The sequence below is a fragment of the Thalassobaculum sp. genome, from assembly GCF_040219615.1.
GTDB lineage: Bacteria > Pseudomonadota > Alphaproteobacteria > Thalassobaculales > Thalassobaculaceae > Thalassobaculum_A.
The window spans coordinates 19,986-38,002 of record NZ_JAVJSE010000024.1; the positions used below are offsets into that span (position 1 = coordinate 19,986).

Genomic DNA, 18,017 nt, shown 5'->3' on the forward strand with positions numbered 1-18,017 from the left:
ATCCGGAGTGTAGCCGGACCGAGCGACAATGGTCGTCCATTCGACATCGCGGACCCGATGGCGATCCGGAGCAGCCGACCCGGTGCGCCGATCCGGACCTCCTCTTCCGAGCGGATGGCGCGCCTGCGGGATTGATCGCATGATCCGGGGCAGTCCCGCGCTCGACGGGAGAGTCCTGGAGGAACGATGCTCACCTTCGCCCTGTTCGGGGCCGGCCGGATCGGCCGCCTGCACGCCGCCAACATCGCAGGCCACCCCAACGCCCGGCTCGCCGCCGTGGCCGACACCGTGCCGGCCGCCGCCGAGGAACTCGCCGCCCGCTTCGGCACGGTGGTCGCCGGCGTCGACGAGGCGCTGGCCTCGCCGGCCATCGACGCGGTGCTGATCGCCACCTCCACCGACACCCACGCGCCGCTGATCGAGGCCGCCGCCGCCGCCGGCAAGGCGATCCTGTGCGAGAAGCCGATCGACCTGGACATTGCCCGCGCCACCGCCGCGGTCGGCGCCGCGACCGCCGCCGGGGTGCCGCTGGCGGTCGGTTTCAACCGCCGCTTCGATGCCAGCTTCGCCAGCCTGAAGGCCAGGCTCGACGCCGGCGCCATCGGGTCGCCCGAGATCGTCTCGATCGCCAGCCGCGACCCGGCACCGCCGCCGCTGTCCTATGTCAGGGTCAGCGGCGGCCTGTTCCGCGACATGATGATCCACGACCTGGACATGGCGCGCTGGCTGCTGGGCGAGGAGCCGGTCGAGGTGCACGCCATGGGCTCGGCCCTGGTCGACCCGGCGATCGCCGGGGCCGGCGACGTCGACACCGCCGTCGTCACCCTGCGCACCGCCTCCGGGCGGCTCGCCCAGATCAGCAATTCGCGCCGCGCCGCCTACGGCTACGACCAGCGCATCGAGTGCCACGGCTCCGCGGGCATGCTGCGGGCCGAGAACCTGCGCGCCACCACGGTCGAACTGGCGACCGCCGACGGCTTCTCGCGCGACCCGGTGCTGCACTTCTTCCTGGAGCGCTACGGTCCCGCCTACCGGGCGGAACTGGACGCCTTCGTCGATGCCGTCACCAGCGGCCGGCCGCCGGCCCCGACCGGCGAGGACGGCCTGGCGGCCCTGCGCCTCGCCGACGCGGCACAGAAGTCGCTCGAGACCGGCATGCCGGTGAGGCTGTAGGCATATGCCCGAGGCGGCAGCCGGCATCGTCGTCGAGAACGACGTGGAATGCGTCGTCCGCGACGGCACGGTGCTGCGCGCCGACGTCTACCGCCCGGGCGACGGCGGCCGCCGCCCGGTGCTGGTCAACCGCACGCCCTACGGCAAGCGCGAGCCGCGCTACGTCGACGACGCCCTGGCGCTCGCCGCCCGCGGCTACACGGTCGTGGTGCAGGATCACCGCGGCCGCTACGCCTCCGACGGCGAGTATCGCTGGATGTTCCGCGACCGGCTGGAGACGCCCGACGCCGAGGACGGCTACGACACCGTGGAGTGGGCGGCGAGATTGCCGTGGAGCGACGGCCGGGTCGGCACCTGGGGGCATTCGAACGCATCCTGGGCGTCGTGGATGCTGGCCGGCGCGCAGCCGCCGTCGCTGGCGGCGGCGCTGTGCACCGGCATGGGCGCCGACCTGCTGTCGATGACCTTCGGGATCTTCGAGACCGGCCGCCGCCTGGAATGGACCTACATGCAGGCGGCCGACACCCGGCGCCGGGCCGGCGCGCCGTTCGGCCCCTACACCGCCGCCGAGGCGATGCGGCACTGGAACCAGGTCGAGCGCGGCAAGTATCTGTGGTGGCTGCCGCTCGGTGACATCCCGGCCGACGTGTTCGCCGGCCTGGACGACCAGCTGCAGGCCTATCACCGCGCCCAGAACCGCGAGTTCATGCGGTTCGCCGAACTGCACCCGCAGGTCCGGGTCCCGGTGATGATGATCACCGGCTGGTGGGACCGGCTGGTCGGCACCATCGACAACTATGTCGGCATGGCGACCCGCGGCCCGGAGCATCTGCGCCGGCAGCACAGGCTGGTGGTCGGACCGTGGGGCCACGACATCACCGCCCTGCACGGCCGCATCGGGCCGGTCGACCACGGCCCGGACGCGGCCCGCAGCTATGCCGGCATGATCGCGCGCTGGTACGACTTCCAGCTCAAGGGCCTGGACGACGGCATCGGCGCCGAGGCGCCGGTCCAGCTGTTCATCCTGGGCGCCGACCGCTGGCGCGGCGAGAACGAGTGGCCGCTGGCCCGCACCCGCTGGACCGACTTCCACCTGCACGGGTCAGGCAGCGCCAACACGGTGCGCGGCGACGGCGTGCTGGCCGAGACAGCGCCGCCGGCCGACGCGCCGCCCGACCGCTACGTCTACGACCCGCGCGACCCGGTCATGTCGCTGATGTCGGCGGACGCCCAGGCCGCCCCGGTCGACCAGTCGCCGCACGACCACCGCGCCGACATCCTGGTCTACCAGACCCCACCGCTGGCGGCCGAGCTGGAGGTGGTCGGGCCGGTGACCCTGACCCTGTGGGCCGCCACCGACGCCCCCGACACCGACTGGACCGCCAGGCTGGCGGTGGTCCACGAGGACGGGCTGTGCGTGAACCTGACCTACGGGATCCTGCGGGCCCGGTACCGCGACGGCTACGAGAACCCGACGCCGATCGAGCCCGGCCGGCCCTGCGCTTACACCGTCCGCCTCAACCCGGTCGGGATCCGCTTCAAGCGCGGCCAGCGCATCCGGCTGTACGTGTCGAGCTCGGACTTCCCGAATTTCGACCGCAACCACAACACCGGCCGCGACTACTGGTCGGACGCCGAGCTCAGGGTGGCCCGCCAGACCGTGTTCCACGACGCCGCCCGGCCGTCGCGGCTGACCCTGCCGGTGATCCCGGACTGAGGGCGCCCTTCGTGGCCCCCGCATTCGCGGGGGCACCTCAGGGTGACAGAGAGAATGCGGATGCCGTCGATCTCTTGACCGCGTCATCCTGAGGTGCCCCCCGCGTCAGCGGAGGGCCGCGAAGGACGCCGCCGCGTGCCGGCGGATGCATTCCCACACCGCGTCGACGTCGTCGCGCTCGGTCCCCGGCGCCCCGACCGAGACCCGCACCATCCAGCGGCCGTCGACCGCGGCCGGCGTCAGGTAGCCCTCGCCCGACCGGTTCACCGCCTCGGCCCAGGCCCGGGTGTAGGCGTCCAGCGCCTCGCCCTCGACCCCCGCCGGCTCGTGCCGGATGCACACCGTCTGCAGATGGACCGGCGCCACCACCGTCCAGCCCGGCGTGGACTCGACCATCGCCGCCAGCGCCCGCGCGTTCTCGATGTCGCGCCGCAGCCGGGCCTGCAGCCCGGACACGCCCTGCTCGCGGATCAGGAACCACAGCTTGAGCGCCCGGAACCGGCGGCCGAGCGGGATGCCGGTGTCGCGCAGGTTGCGGACCTGGCCGTCGACCGACGACTGCAGGAAGCTCGGGTTGGTCGACATCACGCGGAGCAGGTGCTGCTCGTCGCGCACGTAGTACAGCGAGCAGTCGAACGGTGCCCCCAGCCACTTGTGGGCGTTGATGACCAGGCTGTCGGCGCCCTCGACCCCGTCCCACATCCAGCGGCATTCGGGCAGGATCATCGCCGAGCCGGCCATCGCCGCGTCGACGTGCAGCCACAGGCCGTACCGGCGCGCGACCTCGGCGACCGCGCCGACCGGGTCGATCGAGGCGGTCGCCGTGCCGCCGACGCAGGCCGCGACCGCGCAGGGCTGCAGCCCGTCGGCGAGGTCGCGCTCGATGGCCGCCTGCAACGCCGCCGGCTGCATGCCGTGGTCGTCGCCGAGCGGCACCATGCGCAGGTTCTCGCGCCCGAAGCCGGCGAGGAACGCGCCCTTGGCCACCGAGGAATGGCTGCCGGCGGAGGCGTAGACCACCAGCGGCGCCGGCTCCGCCTGCAGGCCGCCGCGGGCGAAGGCGTAGTCGGTCGCGCGCTCCCGCGCCGAGATCAGGGCGACCAGGGTGCCGGTGGAGGCGGTGTCGCCGATCACGCCGACCCAGTCGTCCGACAGCCCGACCATCTGGCGGAGCCAGTCCACCACGACCTCCTCGACCTCGGTGAGGGCGGGCGCGGACTGCCAGGACAGGCCGATCGTCCCGAGGCCGGTGCTGACCAGGTCGCCGAGCACGCCGGCGAGCAGCGCGTTGGCCGGGAAGTACCCGAAGAACCGGGGATGCTGCCAGTGGGTCAGGTTCGGCGCGACCACCCGGTCCAGGTCGGCGACGCAGGCCTCGAACGGCTCGGGATCCTGCGGCGGCGCGGCCGGCAGCAGGGCGCGCACCTCGCCCGGGCGGGTCGGCGGCTGGACGGGCCGCGCCGCGATGCCCTCGTGGTAGTCGGCCAGCCAGTCGACGAGGGCATGGCCGTGGCGGCGGAAGTCTTCGGCGTTCATGGCGTTTCCCCAGTAGTCGGCCGGGCTTCTTCAGGCCGGCCGCCACAGCCTACCCCACCCGGCAGCGACGGCGCCGGCGTACCGGTCCCGAGCAGCACGATCGTCATGGCGGGTCTCCTGCGGTGGCGCCGCCGGCGGGCGACGGCGGTTGAAATATTGCGGCAAATGCGCCCGTAATAGTGACCTCAAATAAGAACGAAACCGGGAGGAGCTCATCCATGGGTACCATTTCGCGATATTGCCTGGGCGGTGCCGTCGGCACCGTGATGGCGCTGACCGCCGGCGCCGCCTACGCGGCCTGCGACGACAAGGACTACAGCGGCTGCGCGGGCAAGCCGTGGGTGATCGGCAAGGCCGATACCCCGATCGGCGAGAAGTGGTGGCCGAACAAGCTGTGGGGCGAGGGCGACGAGGCCGGCTCGACCAACTGGTACACCAAGCCCGAGGTGGTGGCGCGCGCCGTCGCCGAGGCCGACAAGGGCAAGGTCTACGCGCTCGGCCGGCCCTACACCGCCGACATGCCGCTGTTCGGCACCCGCAAGTTCACGCTGCGCATCCCCGGCGCGCCGACCGGCGGCCCCTACGGCGCCAACAAGGTGATCTGGCACGACGAGTTCCTGGCCACCGAGATCGGCCAGGTCGGCACCCAGTTCGACGGCCTGGGCCATATCGGCGTGGTGATCGGCGGCGCCGGCGACAAGGACAACATGCGCTACTACAACGGCTTCACCGAGACCGAGGTGGCATCGGCGAACGGCCTGCTGAAGCTGGGCACCGAGAAGCTGCACCCGATCGTGGCGCGCGGCATCCTGATCGACGTCGCCGGCTACAAGGGCGTCGAGGCCATGGAGGCCGGCCAGGAGATCACCATGGCCGACGTGCGGGGCGCCCTGAAGAAGCAGGGCATGGAAGGCTACAAGTTCATGCCCGGCGACGGCGTGTTCTTCCGCACCGGCTGGGGCAAGCACTGGATCACCGACAACGCCAAGTACAACGGCGGCGAGCCGGGCATCGGCGCCGAGGTGGCGCGCTGGCTGTCGGACGAGGTGCAGGCCGGGGTCTTCGGGGCCGACACCTGGGCCACCGAGGTGGTCCCCAACCCCGACCCGGCCTGTGCCTTCTGCGTGCACCAGCACATGCTGGTCCGCCACGGCATCGTCAACCAGGAGAACATGAACCTGGACGGGCCGGCGGCCGACAAGGCCTACACCTTCCTGTACATGTACAGCCCGTCACCGATCGCCGGCGCGACCGGGTCGATGGGCTCGCCGGTCGCGATCGACTGAGCGTTTCGCCGCGAGATCAGGGGCGGTCGCCGCGGCGGCCGCCCTTTTTCGTGCCCTCTCGCCCGCTCACCCCTCGCCCGGCACCAGGGCGATCCGGTCGCCGAACCGCAGGGTCACCCCGCTCCCGACCGCCCGCGGGGAATCCACCCGGCGGTCGATCACGAACAGCTCCCCGACCGGCGAGGCGATCGTGTACTCCAGGTGCCTGCCGAGATAGGCCGCCTTGCCGATGGTGCCGGGCAGCCCGTCGCCGCCGTCCACCAGCAGCACCGCCTCCGGGCGGATCGCCGCCAGCACCGGGCCGGGCGGCAGCCCCCGGCCGGGCACCCGGACCTCGACGCCGCCGATCGACACGGTCGCCAGGCCGCCGTCGGTCGCCAGGATCGTCGCCTCCACCAGGTTGGCGTCGCCGATGAAGTCGGCGACGAAGCGGTCGGCCGGCTGCTCGTAGAGCTCGCGCGGCGCGCCCTCCTGGGCGATCTGCGCGTTGCGCATCACGATCACCTTGTCGGACACCGCCAGCGCCTCCTCCTGGTCGTGGGTGACGTAGACCACGGTCAGGCCGAGGTTGCGCTGGATGTCGCGGATCTCCTCGCGGACCCGGCGGCGCAGCTTGGCGTCGAGGTTCGACAGCGGCTCGTCGAACAGCAGCACCTGCGGTTCCAGCACCAGGGCGCGGGCGACCGCCACGCGCTGCTGCTGGCCGCCCGACAGCTCGCTCGGCAGCCGGGCGCCGTAGCCCTTGAGGCCGACCAGCTCCAGCCCCAGCTCGGCCCGGGCCTGGGCCTCGGCCTTCGGGGTCCCGGACACCAGGAAGCCGTAGGCGACGTTCTCGATCACCGTCATGTGCGGGAACAGCGCGTAGGACTGGAACACCATCGACACGTCCCGTCGGGTCGCCGGCAGGCCGGTGACGTCCTGTTCGCCGATCCAGATCCGCCCGGAAGTCGACAGCTCCAGGCCGGCGATCATCCGCAGGGTCGTGGTCTTGCCGCAGCCGCTCGGCCCCAGCAGGGTGGCCAGGGTGCCGGGCGCGACCTCGAACGACACCGCGTCGACCGCCCGGAAGTCGCCGAACGCCTTGGTCACCCGCTCGAAGCGGACCGAGCTGGCGCGGCCGCCGAAGGATGCGGTCATGCGGGTTGTCCTCCGAGATCCAGTTTGGCGGCCTGGGCGCCGCTGCGGCGGCCGAGGCGGCGCTCGCCGACCATCAGCTGCAGCAGCAGGATGGCGGCGAACATCACCACGATCAGCACCGAGGAATAGGCGATCGACAGGCCGTAGTCGTTGTTCTCGACCCGCCCCAGGATGTAGGCGGTGGCCATGTCGTACTCGGCGCTGACCAGGAAGATCACCGCGCTGATCGCGGTCATGGCCCGCACGAAGCTGTAGACCAGCGCCGCCAGGATGGCGGGGCGCAGCAGCGGCAGCACCACCCGCCGGATGGTCTGCCAGGAACTGCCGCCCAGGGTCAGCGAGGCCTCGTCCAGGCTGGCATCGAGCTGGCTCATCGCCGCCACCCCGGCGCGCACCCCGACCGGCATGTTCCGGAACACGAAGGAGATCACCAGGATCACGCCGGTGCCGGTCAGCTCCAGCGGCGGCACGTTGAACGCCAGCACGTAGCTGACGCCGATCACCGTGCCGGGGATCGCGAAGCTGAGCATGGTGCCGAACTCGAAGGCCTGCTTGCCGAGGAAGCGCTGGCGCACCAGCAGGTAGGCGGTCAGCAGGCCGATCGCCGCGGTCAGCGGCGCCGAGATCGTCGAGATCGCGATGGTCGTGAAGAACGAGTTCCAGGCGCCGCCGCTCCACACCAGCCCGTGGTCGCCGACCGTCACCCCGAAGGCGTCGATGTAGTGGCGCAGGGTCAGGGTGTTGTCGAGGCCCCACAGGTTCACGAAGCCGCCGAACAGAATGGTCACGTACAGCACCGCGGTCATCGCCGCCCAGGGGACCGTGACGCCGAGGATCAGGCCGGTGAAGCGGCCGGGCAGCGCCACCGGGATCCCGGCGTCGCCCTTGCCGGTGACCGAGGTGTAGGACTTGCGGCCGAGCCAGCGGCGCTGGGCCCAGAACGCCAGCAGGGTGAAGAACAGCAGCACCAGCGCCAGCACCGCCGCCCGGCCCTGGTCGTACTGGGCGCCGACGATGGCGAAGAAGATCTCGGTCGACAGCACGTTGAAGTTGCCGCCCAGCACCATCGGATTGCCGAAATCCGCCATGCTCTCGATGAAGCCGAGCAGGAAGGCGTTGGCGAGGCCCGGCCGCATCAGCGGCAGCGACACCGTGCGCAGGGTCGTCCAGGCGTCGGCCCGCAGGGTCTGGGCCGCCTCCTCGACCGACGGGCTGACGCCCTCGACCACGCCGATCAGCACCAGGAAGGCGATCGGCGTGAACGCCAGCATCTGCGCCAGCCAGACCCCGGTGAATCCGTACAGCCAGCGGCTGGCCGGGATGCCCAGCGACCATTCCAGGAAGCTGGTGACCGCGCCCGACTGGCCGAACAGCAGGATCAGCGCCAGGCCGATGACGAAGGGCGGGGTGATGATCGGCAGCACCGTCAGGCCGCGGAACAGCCGCTTGGCCGGGAAGCCGGTGCGGGTCACCACCAGGGCGAAGGCGAGGCCCAGCAAGGTGGTGCCGGCGCCGACCGCGACCGCCAGCGCCAGCGAGTTCCAGGCCACCCCGCAGGCCCGGTAGCTGTAGACGCAGTCCAGTCCCCAGATCTTGCCGGTCAGCAGCTTGTCCAGGAACGCCGTCAGCGACAGCACGCCCTCGTTGGTCTGCAGCGCGCTGACCAGGATCCGCGACACCGGGAAGAAGATGAACAGGGCGACGACCATCACGATCAGGCCGATCGACCCGACCACGAAGCCGTCGCCGTTGACCGCGCCGCGGGCGGCGCAGCCGAGGGTGAACAGGAAGAACAGACCGCCGGCCGCCAGCAGCGCGCCGTAGCCCATGCCGAACTGGCGGTCGCCGAGCGGCCCGAACCAGGCCTCCAGCCCGGCGAAGCTCCACCCCCGGATGCCGATCGAGAAGCCCTGGCCGAGGATGTAGGCGACGCCGAGGCCGCCGGCCGCCAGCAGCACCCACTGGGCGAGGCGGTCGGTGCGCGGCCGGCCGACCGCCAGCAGCGGCAGCGCCAGGAACCCGACCACCGGCCACAGCCAGGGCTTCTCGCCCTGCAGCAGCAGAACGATCGCCGGCGCGTAGTCCGGGTCGAGCGGCCAGCCGTCGAGCAGCCAGCCGAACCCCCAGAACCCGTCCTCGACGGCATACCAGGGCAGCAGCAGGAAGCCCGCCGCCGCCAGGGCCTGCCAGCCGAGGACGTGCCTGTTCAGTTCATTCACGATGCCGGCCGCGGGCTCACTGCGGCAGCGGCTTCACGTCGCTGTCCCACTTCGCCAGCAGGCGCTTGCGCTCGTCCGACGAGCCGTATTTCACGAAGTCGTAGTCGATCAGCTTGATCGAGTTCAGGTCCGGCGACTCCTTGGCCGGCTTGGCGGCCTTGTTGGACATCACCTGGTAGGCCTTGGCCTGCACGGCGAGTTCCTGGACGTCGGCGCGCAGCGCGAAGTCGTAGAACTTCTGCGCCTCTTCCAGATTGCGCGCGCCCTTGATGATGCTCATCGAGCCGATCTCGTAGCCGGTGCCCTCGCACGGCGCCACCGGCACCACCGGGAAGCCCGACACCACCTGGGTCACGGCGTCGTGCAGGAACACGATCCCGACCGTCGTCTCGCCGCGCGCCGCCGCCTTGATCGGGGCCGAGCCGGACTTGGTGTACTGGTTGATGTTCTTGTGCAGGGCCTTCATGAAGTCGAAGCCCTTATCCTCGCCCATGATCTGGATGATGGTCGCCAGGGTGGTGTAGGCGGTGCCGGACGAGTTCGGGTTGGCCATCTGCACGTGGCCCTTGAACGCCGGCTTGGTCAGGTCGGCCCAGCATTTCGGCTCGGGCAGCCCGGCCTTGGCCAGCAGGTCCTTGTTGTAGCCGAAGCCGAGCGCCCCGGCGTAGATGCCGATGGTCTTGTCGCCGGCCGCCTTGGCCTGAGACAGCGCCCAGTCGTGCAGCTGGTTGCGCATCGGCGAGACGTAGACCTCGGTCAGTCCCTCCTCGGCCGCCTGCAGATGCGGGTCGCCGGTGCCGCCCCACCACACGTCGCCCTTCGGGTTGCTCGCCTCGGCCTTGATCTGGGCGAAGGTCTCGCCCGAGCTCTTGCGGGTCATCGCGACCTTGATGCCGGTCTCCTTCTCGAAGGACTCGACCATCAGGTTGCACCACTCGATCTGCGGGCTGCAGTACAGCGTCAGCTTGCCGGCCGCGGCGGCCGGGCCGGCGCCGAGGGCGAGCAGCCCGGCTGCGAGCGCGCCGAAACCGGCGAGCCGTGCGAAACGAGTCATGGTTTCCTCCCTCTGGCCGGGATCGTTGCGCCCCGGCCGTTGTTTGTCGTTGCGACGGTCCCGGTGTTTGAGGCCATCTATTCGATATTCTTCAAAATAAACGGGGCTTCCGCAATGTGTCCCGCGCGTCGGCCGAGAAAGGGCAGCAGTGGCATGAGCACATCGGATGGCGTGGCCCAGGCGGTGCGCGAGCGGCTCGCCTTCGCGGAGGCCGTGACGCGCGCGGCCGGCGCCGCGGCGCTGCGGCATTTCCGCGAGCGCGACGCCCTGGTGGTCGAGAGCAAGGGGCTGCAGGACGTGGTCAGCCGGGCCGACCGCGAGGTCGAGGACATCATCCGCGGGGCGCTGGCCGAGCGGTTCCCGCAGGACGGCTTCCTCGGCGAGGAATCCGGCGGCGGCGGACAATACGGCAGCGGTCCGGTCTGGGTGGTCGATCCGATCGACGGCACCCAGTGCTTCCTGGCCGGCCTGCCGACCTGGTGCGTGTCGGTCGGCCTGATGGTCAACGGCCGGATCGCCGCCGGGGTGATCGTCGACCCGTGCGCGGACGAATGCTTCGTCGGTGCCGTCGGGGGCGGCGCCGCCTGCAACGGCCGGCCGATCGCCCCGGCCGACGTCGCCGACTTCCGGTCCGGCATGACCGAGGTCGGCTACTCGTTCCGGGTGCCGCGGCAGCCGACCGTGGGCTTCCTCGACCGGCTCATCGACGCCGGCGGCATGTATCACCGCTCGGGTTCCGGCGCGCTCGGCCTCGCCCATGTCGCGGCCGGCCGCTACCTCGCCTACATCGAGGGCCACATGAACTCCTGGGATTCGTTCGCCGGCGCCGCCCTGGTGCTGGCGGCCGGCGGCTGGGTCAACGACCTGACCGTCGACGACGGGGTCACCCGCGGGTCGGTCGTGATGGCCAGCGGGCGGCGGCTGGCGCCGGCGCTGCACGCCATGGCCGGCGCCGCCGGCTTCCCGATGCCCGCCGCGCCGGAGGCCGGGCGATGAGCGCCTGGAACAGCCAGGCCGACCTGGCAGGCGGCGTGTTCGTGGTCACCGGCTCGACCCAGGGCATCGGCGAGGCGGTCGCGCGGCGGCTCGCGGAGCGCGGCGCGCAGGGGATCGTCGTCACCGGCCGCGACCGCGAACGCGGCGAGGCAGTGGCCGCCGACCTGCGGTCGATCGGGGCCGAGACGCGGTTCGTGCCGGCCGACCTGGCCGACGTGGAGGCCTGCCGCAGGATCATGGCCGAAGCCGACAGGGCGTTCGGCCGGCTCGACGGCCTGGTCAACGCCGCCGGGGTGACCGACCGCGGCACCGTCGACGACACCACGCCGGAGCTCTGGGACCGGATCTTCGCGGTCAACGCGCGGGCGCCGTTCTTCCTGGCCCAGGAGGCGGTGCGGATCATGCGGCGCGAGCGCACGCCCGGCCGGATCGTCAACATCGTCACCATGTCGAGCCACGGCGGCCAGCCCAAGCTGGTGCCCTACAGCGCGTCGAAGGCGGCGCTGGCCGCCCTGACCCGCAACCTGGCGCACGGCCTGCGCGGCGACCGCATCCGGGTCAACGCCATCAACATCGGCTGGGCCGACACCCCGAACGAGGACGCGGTGCAGCGTGCCGAGGGCAAGCCCGCGGGCTGGCTCGCCGCGGCCGAGGCGGCGCAGCCGTTCGGCCGGCTGATCAAGCCGGACGACGTGGCCCGCCTGACGCTGTTCCTGCTGTCCTCGGACTCCGGGGTCATGACAGGCTCGGTGATCGACCACGACCAGAACGTGATGGGCGCCTACGACTGAACGGCCGGACAACGGCCCGGCGCCGAGGGAGGAGTGCATGAACACCATCCGGCTGACGGCCGCCCAGGCCGTGGTCCGCTACCTGTCGGCCCAGCGCACGGCGATCGCCGGCGCGGAGCTGCCGCTGTTCGCCGGCTGCTGGGCGATCTTCGGGCACGGCAACGTCGCCGGCCTGGGCGAGGCGCTGTGGCATGCCCGCGAGACCCTGCCGACCTTCCGCGCGCACAACGAGCAGGCGATGGCGCACGCCGCGATCGCCTTCGCCAAGGCGACCAATCGCCGCCGCATGATGGCCTGCACCACCTCGATCGGTCCGGGTGCGCTGAACATGGTCACGGCGGCCGCGGTGGCGCATGTCAACCGGCTGCCGGTGCTGCTGCTGCCCGGCGACACCTTCGCCGGCCGGTTGCCGGACCCGGTGCTGCAGCAGGTCGAGGACTTCGGCGACGGCACGGTGACGGCGAACGACTGCTTCCGGCCGGTGTCGCGGTTCTTCGACCGCATCGCCCGGCCCGAGCAGCTGCTGGCCGCGCTGCCGCGCGCGCTGCAGGTCCTCACCGACCCGGCCGACTGCGGGCCGGTCACCCTGTCGCTGTCGCAGGACGTGCAGGCCGAGGCCTGGGACTTCCCGGCGGCGTTCTTCGCGCCGCGCCTGCACGCGCCGCGCCGGCAGGCCGCCGACCCGGACGAGCTGGCACGCGCCGTCGACCGCCTGCGCCGGGCCGAACGGCCGCTGATCGTCGCCGGCGGCGGGGTGCTGTACGCCGAGGCGGCCGGCACGCTGGCGGCGTTCGCGAGCCGGCACCGGATTCCGGTCGCCGAGACCCAGGCCGGCAAGGGCAGCCTGCCCTGGGACCATCCGCAGAATGTCGGCGCCATCGGCGTCACCGGGTCGGCCGCCGCCAACGAACTGGCGCGCGACGCCGACCTGGTGCTGGCGATCGGCACCCGGCTGCAGGACTTCACCACCGGCTCGCGGGCGCTGATCGCGGGCGGCCCGCGCCTGATCCAGCTGAACGTCGCCGCCTTCGACGCCGGCAAGCACGGGGCCGAGCCGCTGGTCGGCGACGCGCGGCGCACGCTGGAGGATCTCGGCGCCGCCCTGGCGGACCATGCCGCGCCGGCCGCCTGGCAGGACCGGGCGCGGTCGCTGGCGGCGGCCTGGAGCGCGACGGTCGACCGGGTCACCGCCGCCGGCAACGCCGACCGCCCGACCGACGCCCAGGTCCTGGGCGCGGTCAACCGCAAGGCCGATGCCGGCGACGTGGTGGTGTGCGCCTCAGGCGGCCTGCCCGGCGAACTGCACAAGCTGTGGCGGGCCGCCGGCCCCGGCGCCTACCACCTGGAATACGGCTTCTCCTGCATGGGCTACGAGATCGCCGGCGGCCTGGGCGTGCGGATGGCGCGCCCCGACGGCGAGGTGTTCGTGCTGGTCGGCGACGGCTCCTACCTGATGCTGAACTCCGAGATCGCCACCTCGGTGACGCTCGGCCGCAAGCTGATCGTCGTGGTGCTCGACAACGGCGGCTTCGGCTGCATCAACCGCCTGCAGCAGGCCACCGGCGGCGCCCCATTCAACAACCTGTTCGAGCATGTCGACCATCGCGTCGGCGAGCCCGGCATCGACTTCGCCGCCCACGCCCGCAGCCTGGGCGCCGGCGCCGAGACGGTGACCGGGATCGCCGAGCTTGAAGCCGCGCTCGACCGCGCCCGCGCCGCCGACCGGACCGCGGTCGTCGTGCTCGCCACCGACCCGCTGGCCGCGACCGCCGAGGGCGGCGCCTGGTGGGACGTGGCCGTTCCGGAGGTTTCCGGGCGCGACGCCGTGCGGCGGGCCCGGGTCGACTACCAGCACGCCCTCGAGCGCCGGAAGGAAGGCCCATGACCGTTCGCCTCGGCACCAACCCGATCGCCTGGAGCAACGACGACCTGCCCGAGCTGGGCGGCGACACCCCGCTGGAGACCTGCCTCGCCCAGGCCCGGCAGGCCGGCTTCGCCGGCATCGAGCTCGGCAACAAGTTCCCGCGCGAGCCGGGCGCCCTGGCCCGGACCCTGGCGCCGCACGGCCTGGCGCTGGTCTCCGGCTGGTACGGCGCCGAGCTGCGGTTCCGCTCGGTCGACGACGAGATCGCCGCGATGCAGCCGCATCTCGACCTGCTGGCGGCCATGGGCTGCGAAGTGATGGTGTTCGCGGAGGTCGGCGGCAGCGTGCAGGGCCTGCGCGGCACCCCGGTGGCCGACCGGCCGACCATGTCCGAGGCGGAGTGGCGGGACTACCCGGCGAAGATCGCGGCGGTCGCCGGGCACATGGCGGCCCGCGGCGTCCGCCTCGCCTACCACCACCACATGGGCACGGTGATCGAGACGGCGTCCGAGATCGACCGGCTGATGGCGGCGACGCCGGACAGCGTCGGCCTGCTGTACGACACCGGCCACCTGGCCTTCGCCGGCGACGACCCGGCCGCGGTCGCGGAGCGCTGGGCCGGCCGCATCGCGCATGTGCACGCCAAGGACGTCCGGCCCGACGTGCTGCGGCGGGCGCTGGCCGAACGCTGGAGCTTCCTGGACGCGGTGGTCGCCGGGGTGTTCACCGTGCCCGGCGACGGCTGCGTCGACTTCGGGCGGGCGCTGGCACCGGTGGCGCGGGCCGGCTATGCCGGCTGGTGGATCGTCGAGGCCGAGCAGGACCCGGCGAAGGCCGAGCCGCTGGCCCATGCCCGGATCGGACACGCCCATCTGACGGCCGCCGCCCGGGCGCTCGGGGTCGCCCTGGCGGCCTGAGGCCCTTGGGCGGAAGGATGCCCCCGGCGCAGATGCTCAGCTCGACTTTGGCCAGAATTGGCAGCGACGCTACCACTGCCGTGAGAACTCCCTGCTGTCCCGGTCGGCCGGCGACAGCGGGAAATTCTCATATGGCTGCGATCGTCCCACCCCCCTTTGTCGTCATTCCGGCCGCCCGCGCGGCGGCGAGGCCGGCATGACGACAAAGGGGGGAAGCCCGCCTCCCGCCGGCGCGACGAGCGCTGCGCGAAACCGGCCAGAATTGGCAGCGTCGCTACCACTGCCGTGAGAACTCCCTGCTGTCCCGGTCGGCCGGCGACAGCGGGAAATTCTCATATGGCTGCGATCGTCCACCCCCCTTTGTCGTCATTCCGGACGCCCGCGCGCCGGCGCGGGCGAGCCGGAACCCACGCGGCGAGCGCCCCGCCGTTTTTGGCCGAAGTCGAGCTCAGGACCGGGTCACAGGCGGCACCGCGACCGGAGGAACGCCGAGCACCGCCGCGATTGCCCTGGAGACCGATTTGGCGTCGAACGGCTTGGACACCTGTACCGACGAAGGCGCACGCCGGCGGAGCTCGGCGTCGCTGCTGGTGACGTAGACCACCGGGACCGGGGTCGCGGCGGTGATACGCCCGACCGCGGCGATCCCGTCGCCGGACCGCAGCCGGACATCGGCGGTGATCAGGTCAGGGCGCTGCCGTGCCGCCGCCTCGACCGCCTCTTCCTCGGTATCGACGATCGCACACACGGCGTGACCGAGTTCCTCCAGGACCGTCGCCAGTTCCATGGCGGTCAGAAACTCGTCCTCGATCACGAGAACCCGGCGGGCTTCGGTCATGATTCAGGGACCGAAGCCCGGCCCGGTTTATTTCAGCCCGTCGACAATAAACGTGCAGATTCGCACGGAACCCGGCGGCGCCCCGCTCGAGGCCCGAGCCGGGCGCGTGCCAGCGTCGGGCGGATCGTCCGGCCGGCACGCAAGGTTACGGCCGGCCGAGGCGGTCGTATAGTCGGCCACCCGACCGGACGGCGCGCCGGCAAGGCCGAGAGGAGATCGATGCTGCATCCGGACTACCCGATCCGGACCGACCGCCTGCTGCTGCGGCCGTTCCGGGGCGACGACCTGGACGGCCTGTACGCGATCCAGTCGCGGCCCGCGGTCGCCCGGTACCTCTACTGGGAGGCCCGGACGATGGACGAGGTCCGCATCGTGCTGGCCGAGCGGATCAAGCAGGACCGCATCGCCGAAGAGGGCGAGAAGCTGAACCTGGCGCTGCAGCGGCGGGACACCGGGGCGCTGATCGGCGACGTAAACCTGGTCTGGCTGAGCCGCCCGCACCGGCAGGGCGAGATCGGGTTCGTCCTGCACCCGGACCACCACGGCCAGGGCTTCGCGCGCGAGGCGGCGACGGAAATGCTGCGGCTCGGTTTCGAGAATCTCGGCCTGCACCGGATCATCGGCCGCTGCGACGGTCGCAACCGCGCCTCTGCCCGGGTCCTGGAGAAGCTCGGGATGCGCCGCGAGGCGCATCTGCGGGAGAACGAGATCGTGAAGGGCGAATGGACCGACGAGATGGTTTACGCGATGCTGAGGTCGGAATGGGCACGGCCGGGCGAGTTGACCGCGTAACCTAACCTTAACCGGCGCCATGCTGTTCTGAGCGGGACCCGTTCCCTCGGAGGTATCGCCGGATGTGGCTGCCGATCGTCCTGAGCGCCGCGGTGGCAGGCATAGGCCTGGTGGCCGCCTATGCCGTCCGTCGCGCCGACCGCGCGGCGGATCGTGCTCGCCGGGAAGTCGACACCGTCAATCGCCGGCTGTCCGACTATGTGCAGATGTCCTCCGACTGGTTCTGGGAACAGGATGCCGACCTGCGGTTCACCTACCTCTCGCAGTCGGTCTGGCAGCATTCCCGGCTGACCCCCGACGAGCATTACGGCAAGACCCGGCGCGAGACCGCCCCGCTCGGCGTCAGCAACGACGAATGGGACGCCCACGAGGCCGCGCTGGCCCGTCGCGAGCCGTTCAAGGACTTCCGCTTCTTCCGCATCGACCCGAACGGCGAGCGCCGCTACCTGTCGATCAGCGGCGTGCCGCTGTTCGACGAGGCCGGCGGGTTCCGCGGCTACCGCGGCACCGGCCGCGACATCACCGATCTGATCCAGGCCGAGCAACGGGCCAGCGAGACCGACACCCGGCTGATGCACGCCGTCGACTCGCGCTCGGAGGGGCTGTCGTTCTGGGACGCCGACGACCGGCTGGTCATGTGCAACCAGGCCTATCGGGTGCAGTCCGGCAAGGCCGGGCACGTCCTGGTGCCCGGGGTCTCCTGGCTCGACTACGTGCAGGCGAGCCTCGCGGCCGGCGAGATCCCGGCGGCGATCGGCCGCGAGGACGAATGGCTCGCCGAGCGGATCGAGCAGCGACGCCAGATCCCCTACACGATCGAGGTGTTCCGGAGCGAGCGCTGGCTGCTGATCCGCGAGCAGCAGACGCCGGACGGCGGCCGGCTCATCACGGTGACCGACATCTCCGAGCTGAAGCGCCGCGAGGACGCCCTGGTCGAGGCGGTCGCCTCCGCCCAGATCGCGAACCGGGCCAAGATGGCGTTTCTCGCGACCATGAGCCATGAGTTGCGAACCCCGCTGAACGCCATCATCGGCTTCGCCGAGATCATTCAGTCCGGCCAGTTCGCCGCCGACGGCGCCGTCCAGAAGGAGTATGCCGGCTACATCCACGAGAGCGGCGCCCACCTGCTGTCGGTGATCAACGACCTGCTGGACGTGTCCCGCATCGAGGCCGGTCGCCTGACCCTGGACGAGCGGCCGTTCTCGCTGTCCAGCCTGCTCGAGGAATGCGACCGCATGATCCGCCAGCGCGCCCAGCGCGAGGGCCTGCGCCTGGCGATCACCGCGGTCGATTCCGGGCTCGGCATCCGCGGCGACCGCCGCGCCCTCAAGCAGGTGCTGATCAACCTGCTGTCCAATGCCGTGAAGTTCACCCAGCAGGGCGGGGCGGTGACCCTGACGGTCGACCGCACCGCCGGCGGCGGCCTGCAGATCGTCGTCGGCGACACCGGCATCGGGGTCGAGCCGGACCGGGTCGCCGAGCTGTTCCAGCCGTTCAGGCAGCTGGAGAACGTCCACGCGCGCCGGCACCACGGCACCGGCCTTGGGTTGTATATCTCGAAGAATCTGGTCGAAGCCCATGGCGGTAGCATAGGCTTCGAGAGCGCGGTCGGTCGCGGAAGCACCGTGACCGTCCGGCTGGGCGCCGACCGGGTGATCGATGCCGAGAGCCCGGATCGCAGGAGGATTGCCAGCTAG

General features: G+C 71.8%; 14 protein-coding genes. 9 read left to right on the forward strand and 5 right to left on the reverse strand.

The window, feature by feature from the left end; genetic code table 11:
- Positions 1–186: 186 nt before the first annotated feature.
- Both iolG and RIC31_RS13465 read left to right on the forward strand, forming a co-directional pair.
- The gene (gene iolG / locus RIC31_RS13460) at positions 187–1,173 is read left to right on the forward strand and encodes an inositol 2-dehydrogenase (protein WP_350108143.1); all 987 of its coding nucleotides are present in this window, start codon (positions 187–189) and stop codon (positions 1,171–1,173) included.
- A gap of 4 nt (positions 1,174–1,177) precedes the next feature.
- Positions 1,178–2,890, forward strand: coding sequence for a CocE/NonD family hydrolase (locus tag RIC31_RS13465; protein WP_350108146.1), 1,713 nt, complete (start codon positions 1,178–1,180; stop codon positions 2,888–2,890).
- Between the two features lie 105 nt (positions 2,891–2,995).
- Here RIC31_RS13465 and RIC31_RS13470 read toward each other — a convergent pair whose 3' ends face one another.
- Positions 2,996–4,426 carry a pyridoxal phosphate-dependent decarboxylase family protein gene (locus RIC31_RS13470; RefSeq protein WP_350108149.1) on the reverse strand — a complete coding sequence of 477 codons (1,431 nt, stop codon included), beginning with the start codon at positions 4,424–4,426 and terminating at the stop codon, positions 2,996–2,998.
- A 218-nt stretch (positions 4,427–4,644) separates the two neighbouring features.
- Between RIC31_RS13470 and RIC31_RS13475 the strand changes: the two genes are divergently transcribed.
- Complete coding sequence (locus RIC31_RS13475) at positions 4,645–5,712, forward strand: cyclase family protein (protein WP_350108151.1); 1,068 nt, start codon at positions 4,645–4,647, stop codon at positions 5,710–5,712.
- Between the two features lie 66 nt (positions 5,713–5,778).
- On the opposite strand, the gene RIC31_RS13480 is transcribed toward RIC31_RS13475, so the two are convergent.
- Genes RIC31_RS13480 through RIC31_RS13490 form a run of 3 tightly spaced genes read right to left on the reverse strand, consistent with a single transcriptional unit; the run spans position 5,779 to position 10,122 of the window.
- Positions 5,779–6,849 (reverse strand): ABC transporter ATP-binding protein, encoded by a 1,071-nt coding sequence (locus tag RIC31_RS13480; protein WP_350108155.1) that lies wholly within the window; start codon positions 6,847–6,849, stop codon positions 5,779–5,781.
- The gene (locus RIC31_RS13485; RefSeq protein WP_350108158.1) at positions 6,846–9,068 is read right to left on the reverse strand and encodes an ABC transporter permease; all 2,223 of its coding nucleotides are present in this window, start codon (positions 9,066–9,068) and stop codon (positions 6,846–6,848) included. Before RIC31_RS13485 ends, RIC31_RS13480 begins: the two co-directional genes overlap by 4 nt.
- A 16-nt stretch (positions 9,069–9,084) precedes the next feature.
- Positions 9,085–10,122: an ABC transporter substrate-binding protein gene (locus RIC31_RS13490; protein ID WP_350108161.1), complete on the reverse strand. Its 1,038-nt coding sequence runs from the start codon at positions 10,120–10,122 to the stop codon at positions 9,085–9,087.
- Positions 10,123–10,275: 153 nt separating this feature from the next.
- Here RIC31_RS13490 and RIC31_RS13495 point away from each other — a divergent pair, with 153 nt between their 5' ends.
- The 4 genes from RIC31_RS13495 to iolE are packed head-to-tail and all read left to right on the forward strand — an operon-like array spanning position 10,276 to position 14,690.
- The gene (locus tag RIC31_RS13495) at positions 10,276–11,118 is read left to right on the forward strand and encodes an inositol monophosphatase family protein (protein ID WP_350108164.1); all 843 of its coding nucleotides are present in this window, start codon (positions 10,276–10,278) and stop codon (positions 11,116–11,118) included.
- A complete protein-coding gene (locus tag RIC31_RS13500) occupies positions 11,115–11,909 on the forward strand; it encodes an SDR family oxidoreductase (protein WP_350108167.1) in 795 nt (264 codons plus the stop codon). The genes RIC31_RS13495 and RIC31_RS13500 overlap by 4 nt, the downstream gene beginning before the upstream one ends.
- A gap of 37 nt (positions 11,910–11,946) precedes the next feature.
- A complete protein-coding gene (gene iolD, locus RIC31_RS13505; RefSeq protein ID WP_350108170.1) occupies positions 11,947–13,794 on the forward strand; it encodes a 3D-(3,5/4)-trihydroxycyclohexane-1,2-dione acylhydrolase (decyclizing) in 1,848 nt (615 codons plus the stop codon).
- Positions 13,791–14,690 carry a myo-inosose-2 dehydratase gene (iolE, locus tag RIC31_RS13510; RefSeq protein ID WP_350108173.1) on the forward strand — a complete coding sequence of 300 codons (900 nt, stop codon included), beginning with the start codon at positions 13,791–13,793 and terminating at the stop codon, positions 14,688–14,690. Before iolD ends, iolE begins: the two co-directional genes overlap by 4 nt.
- Positions 14,691–15,138: 448 nt before the next feature.
- Here iolE and RIC31_RS13515 read toward each other — a convergent pair whose 3' ends face one another.
- Positions 15,139–15,528 (reverse strand): response regulator, encoded by a 390-nt coding sequence (locus tag RIC31_RS13515; RefSeq protein WP_350108176.1) that lies wholly within the window; start codon positions 15,526–15,528, stop codon positions 15,139–15,141.
- Positions 15,529–15,747: 219 nt separating this feature from the next.
- Between RIC31_RS13515 and RIC31_RS13520 the strand changes: the two genes are divergently transcribed.
- Entirely contained in the window at positions 15,748–16,320 is a 573-nt protein-coding gene (locus tag RIC31_RS13520) for a GNAT family N-acetyltransferase (protein ID WP_350108179.1), read from the forward strand.
- Positions 16,321–16,382: 62 nt separating this feature from the next.
- A complete protein-coding gene (locus tag RIC31_RS13525; RefSeq protein WP_350108182.1) occupies positions 16,383–18,017 on the forward strand; it encodes a PAS domain-containing sensor histidine kinase in 1,635 nt (544 codons plus the stop codon).

Bases quoted from the DNA above. Each gene is read 5' to 3' on its own strand.
- iolD (WP_350108170.1), top strand. From the start codon at position 11,947: ATGAACACCATCCGGCTGACGGCCGCCCAGGCCGTGGTCCGCTACCTG.
- iolE (WP_350108173.1), top strand. From the start codon at position 13,791: ATGACCGTTCGCCTCGGCACCAACCCGATCGCCTGGAGCAACGACGAC.
- RIC31_RS13495 (WP_350108164.1), top strand. From the start codon at position 10,276: ATGAGCACATCGGATGGCGTGGCCCAGGCGGTGCGCGAGCGGCTCGCC.
- RIC31_RS13525 (WP_350108182.1), top strand. From the start codon at position 16,383: ATGTGGCTGCCGATCGTCCTGAGCGCCGCGGTGGCAGGCATAGGCCTG.
- RIC31_RS13500 (WP_350108167.1), top strand. From the start codon at position 11,115: ATGAGCGCCTGGAACAGCCAGGCCGACCTGGCAGGCGGCGTGTTCGTG.
- RIC31_RS13475 (WP_350108151.1), top strand. From the start codon at position 4,645: ATGGGTACCATTTCGCGATATTGCCTGGGCGGTGCCGTCGGCACCGTG.
- RIC31_RS13515 (WP_350108176.1), bottom strand. From the start codon at position 15,528: ATGACCGAAGCCCGCCGGGTTCTCGTGATCGAGGACGAGTTTCTGACC.
- RIC31_RS13490 (WP_350108161.1), bottom strand. From the start codon at position 10,122: ATGACTCGTTTCGCACGGCTCGCCGGTTTCGGCGCGCTCGCAGCCGGG.
- RIC31_RS13470 (WP_350108149.1), bottom strand. From the start codon at position 4,426: ATGAACGCCGAAGACTTCCGCCGCCACGGCCATGCCCTCGTCGACTGG.
- RIC31_RS13480 (WP_350108155.1), bottom strand. From the start codon at position 6,849: ATGACCGCATCCTTCGGCGGCCGCGCCAGCTCGGTCCGCTTCGAGCGG.
- iolG (WP_350108143.1), top strand. From the start codon at position 187: ATGCTCACCTTCGCCCTGTTCGGGGCCGGCCGGATCGGCCGCCTGCAC.
- RIC31_RS13520 (WP_350108179.1), top strand. From the start codon at position 15,748: ATGCTGCATCCGGACTACCCGATCCGGACCGACCGCCTGCTGCTGCGG.
- RIC31_RS13465 (WP_350108146.1), top strand. From the start codon at position 1,178: ATGCCCGAGGCGGCAGCCGGCATCGTCGTCGAGAACGACGTGGAATGC.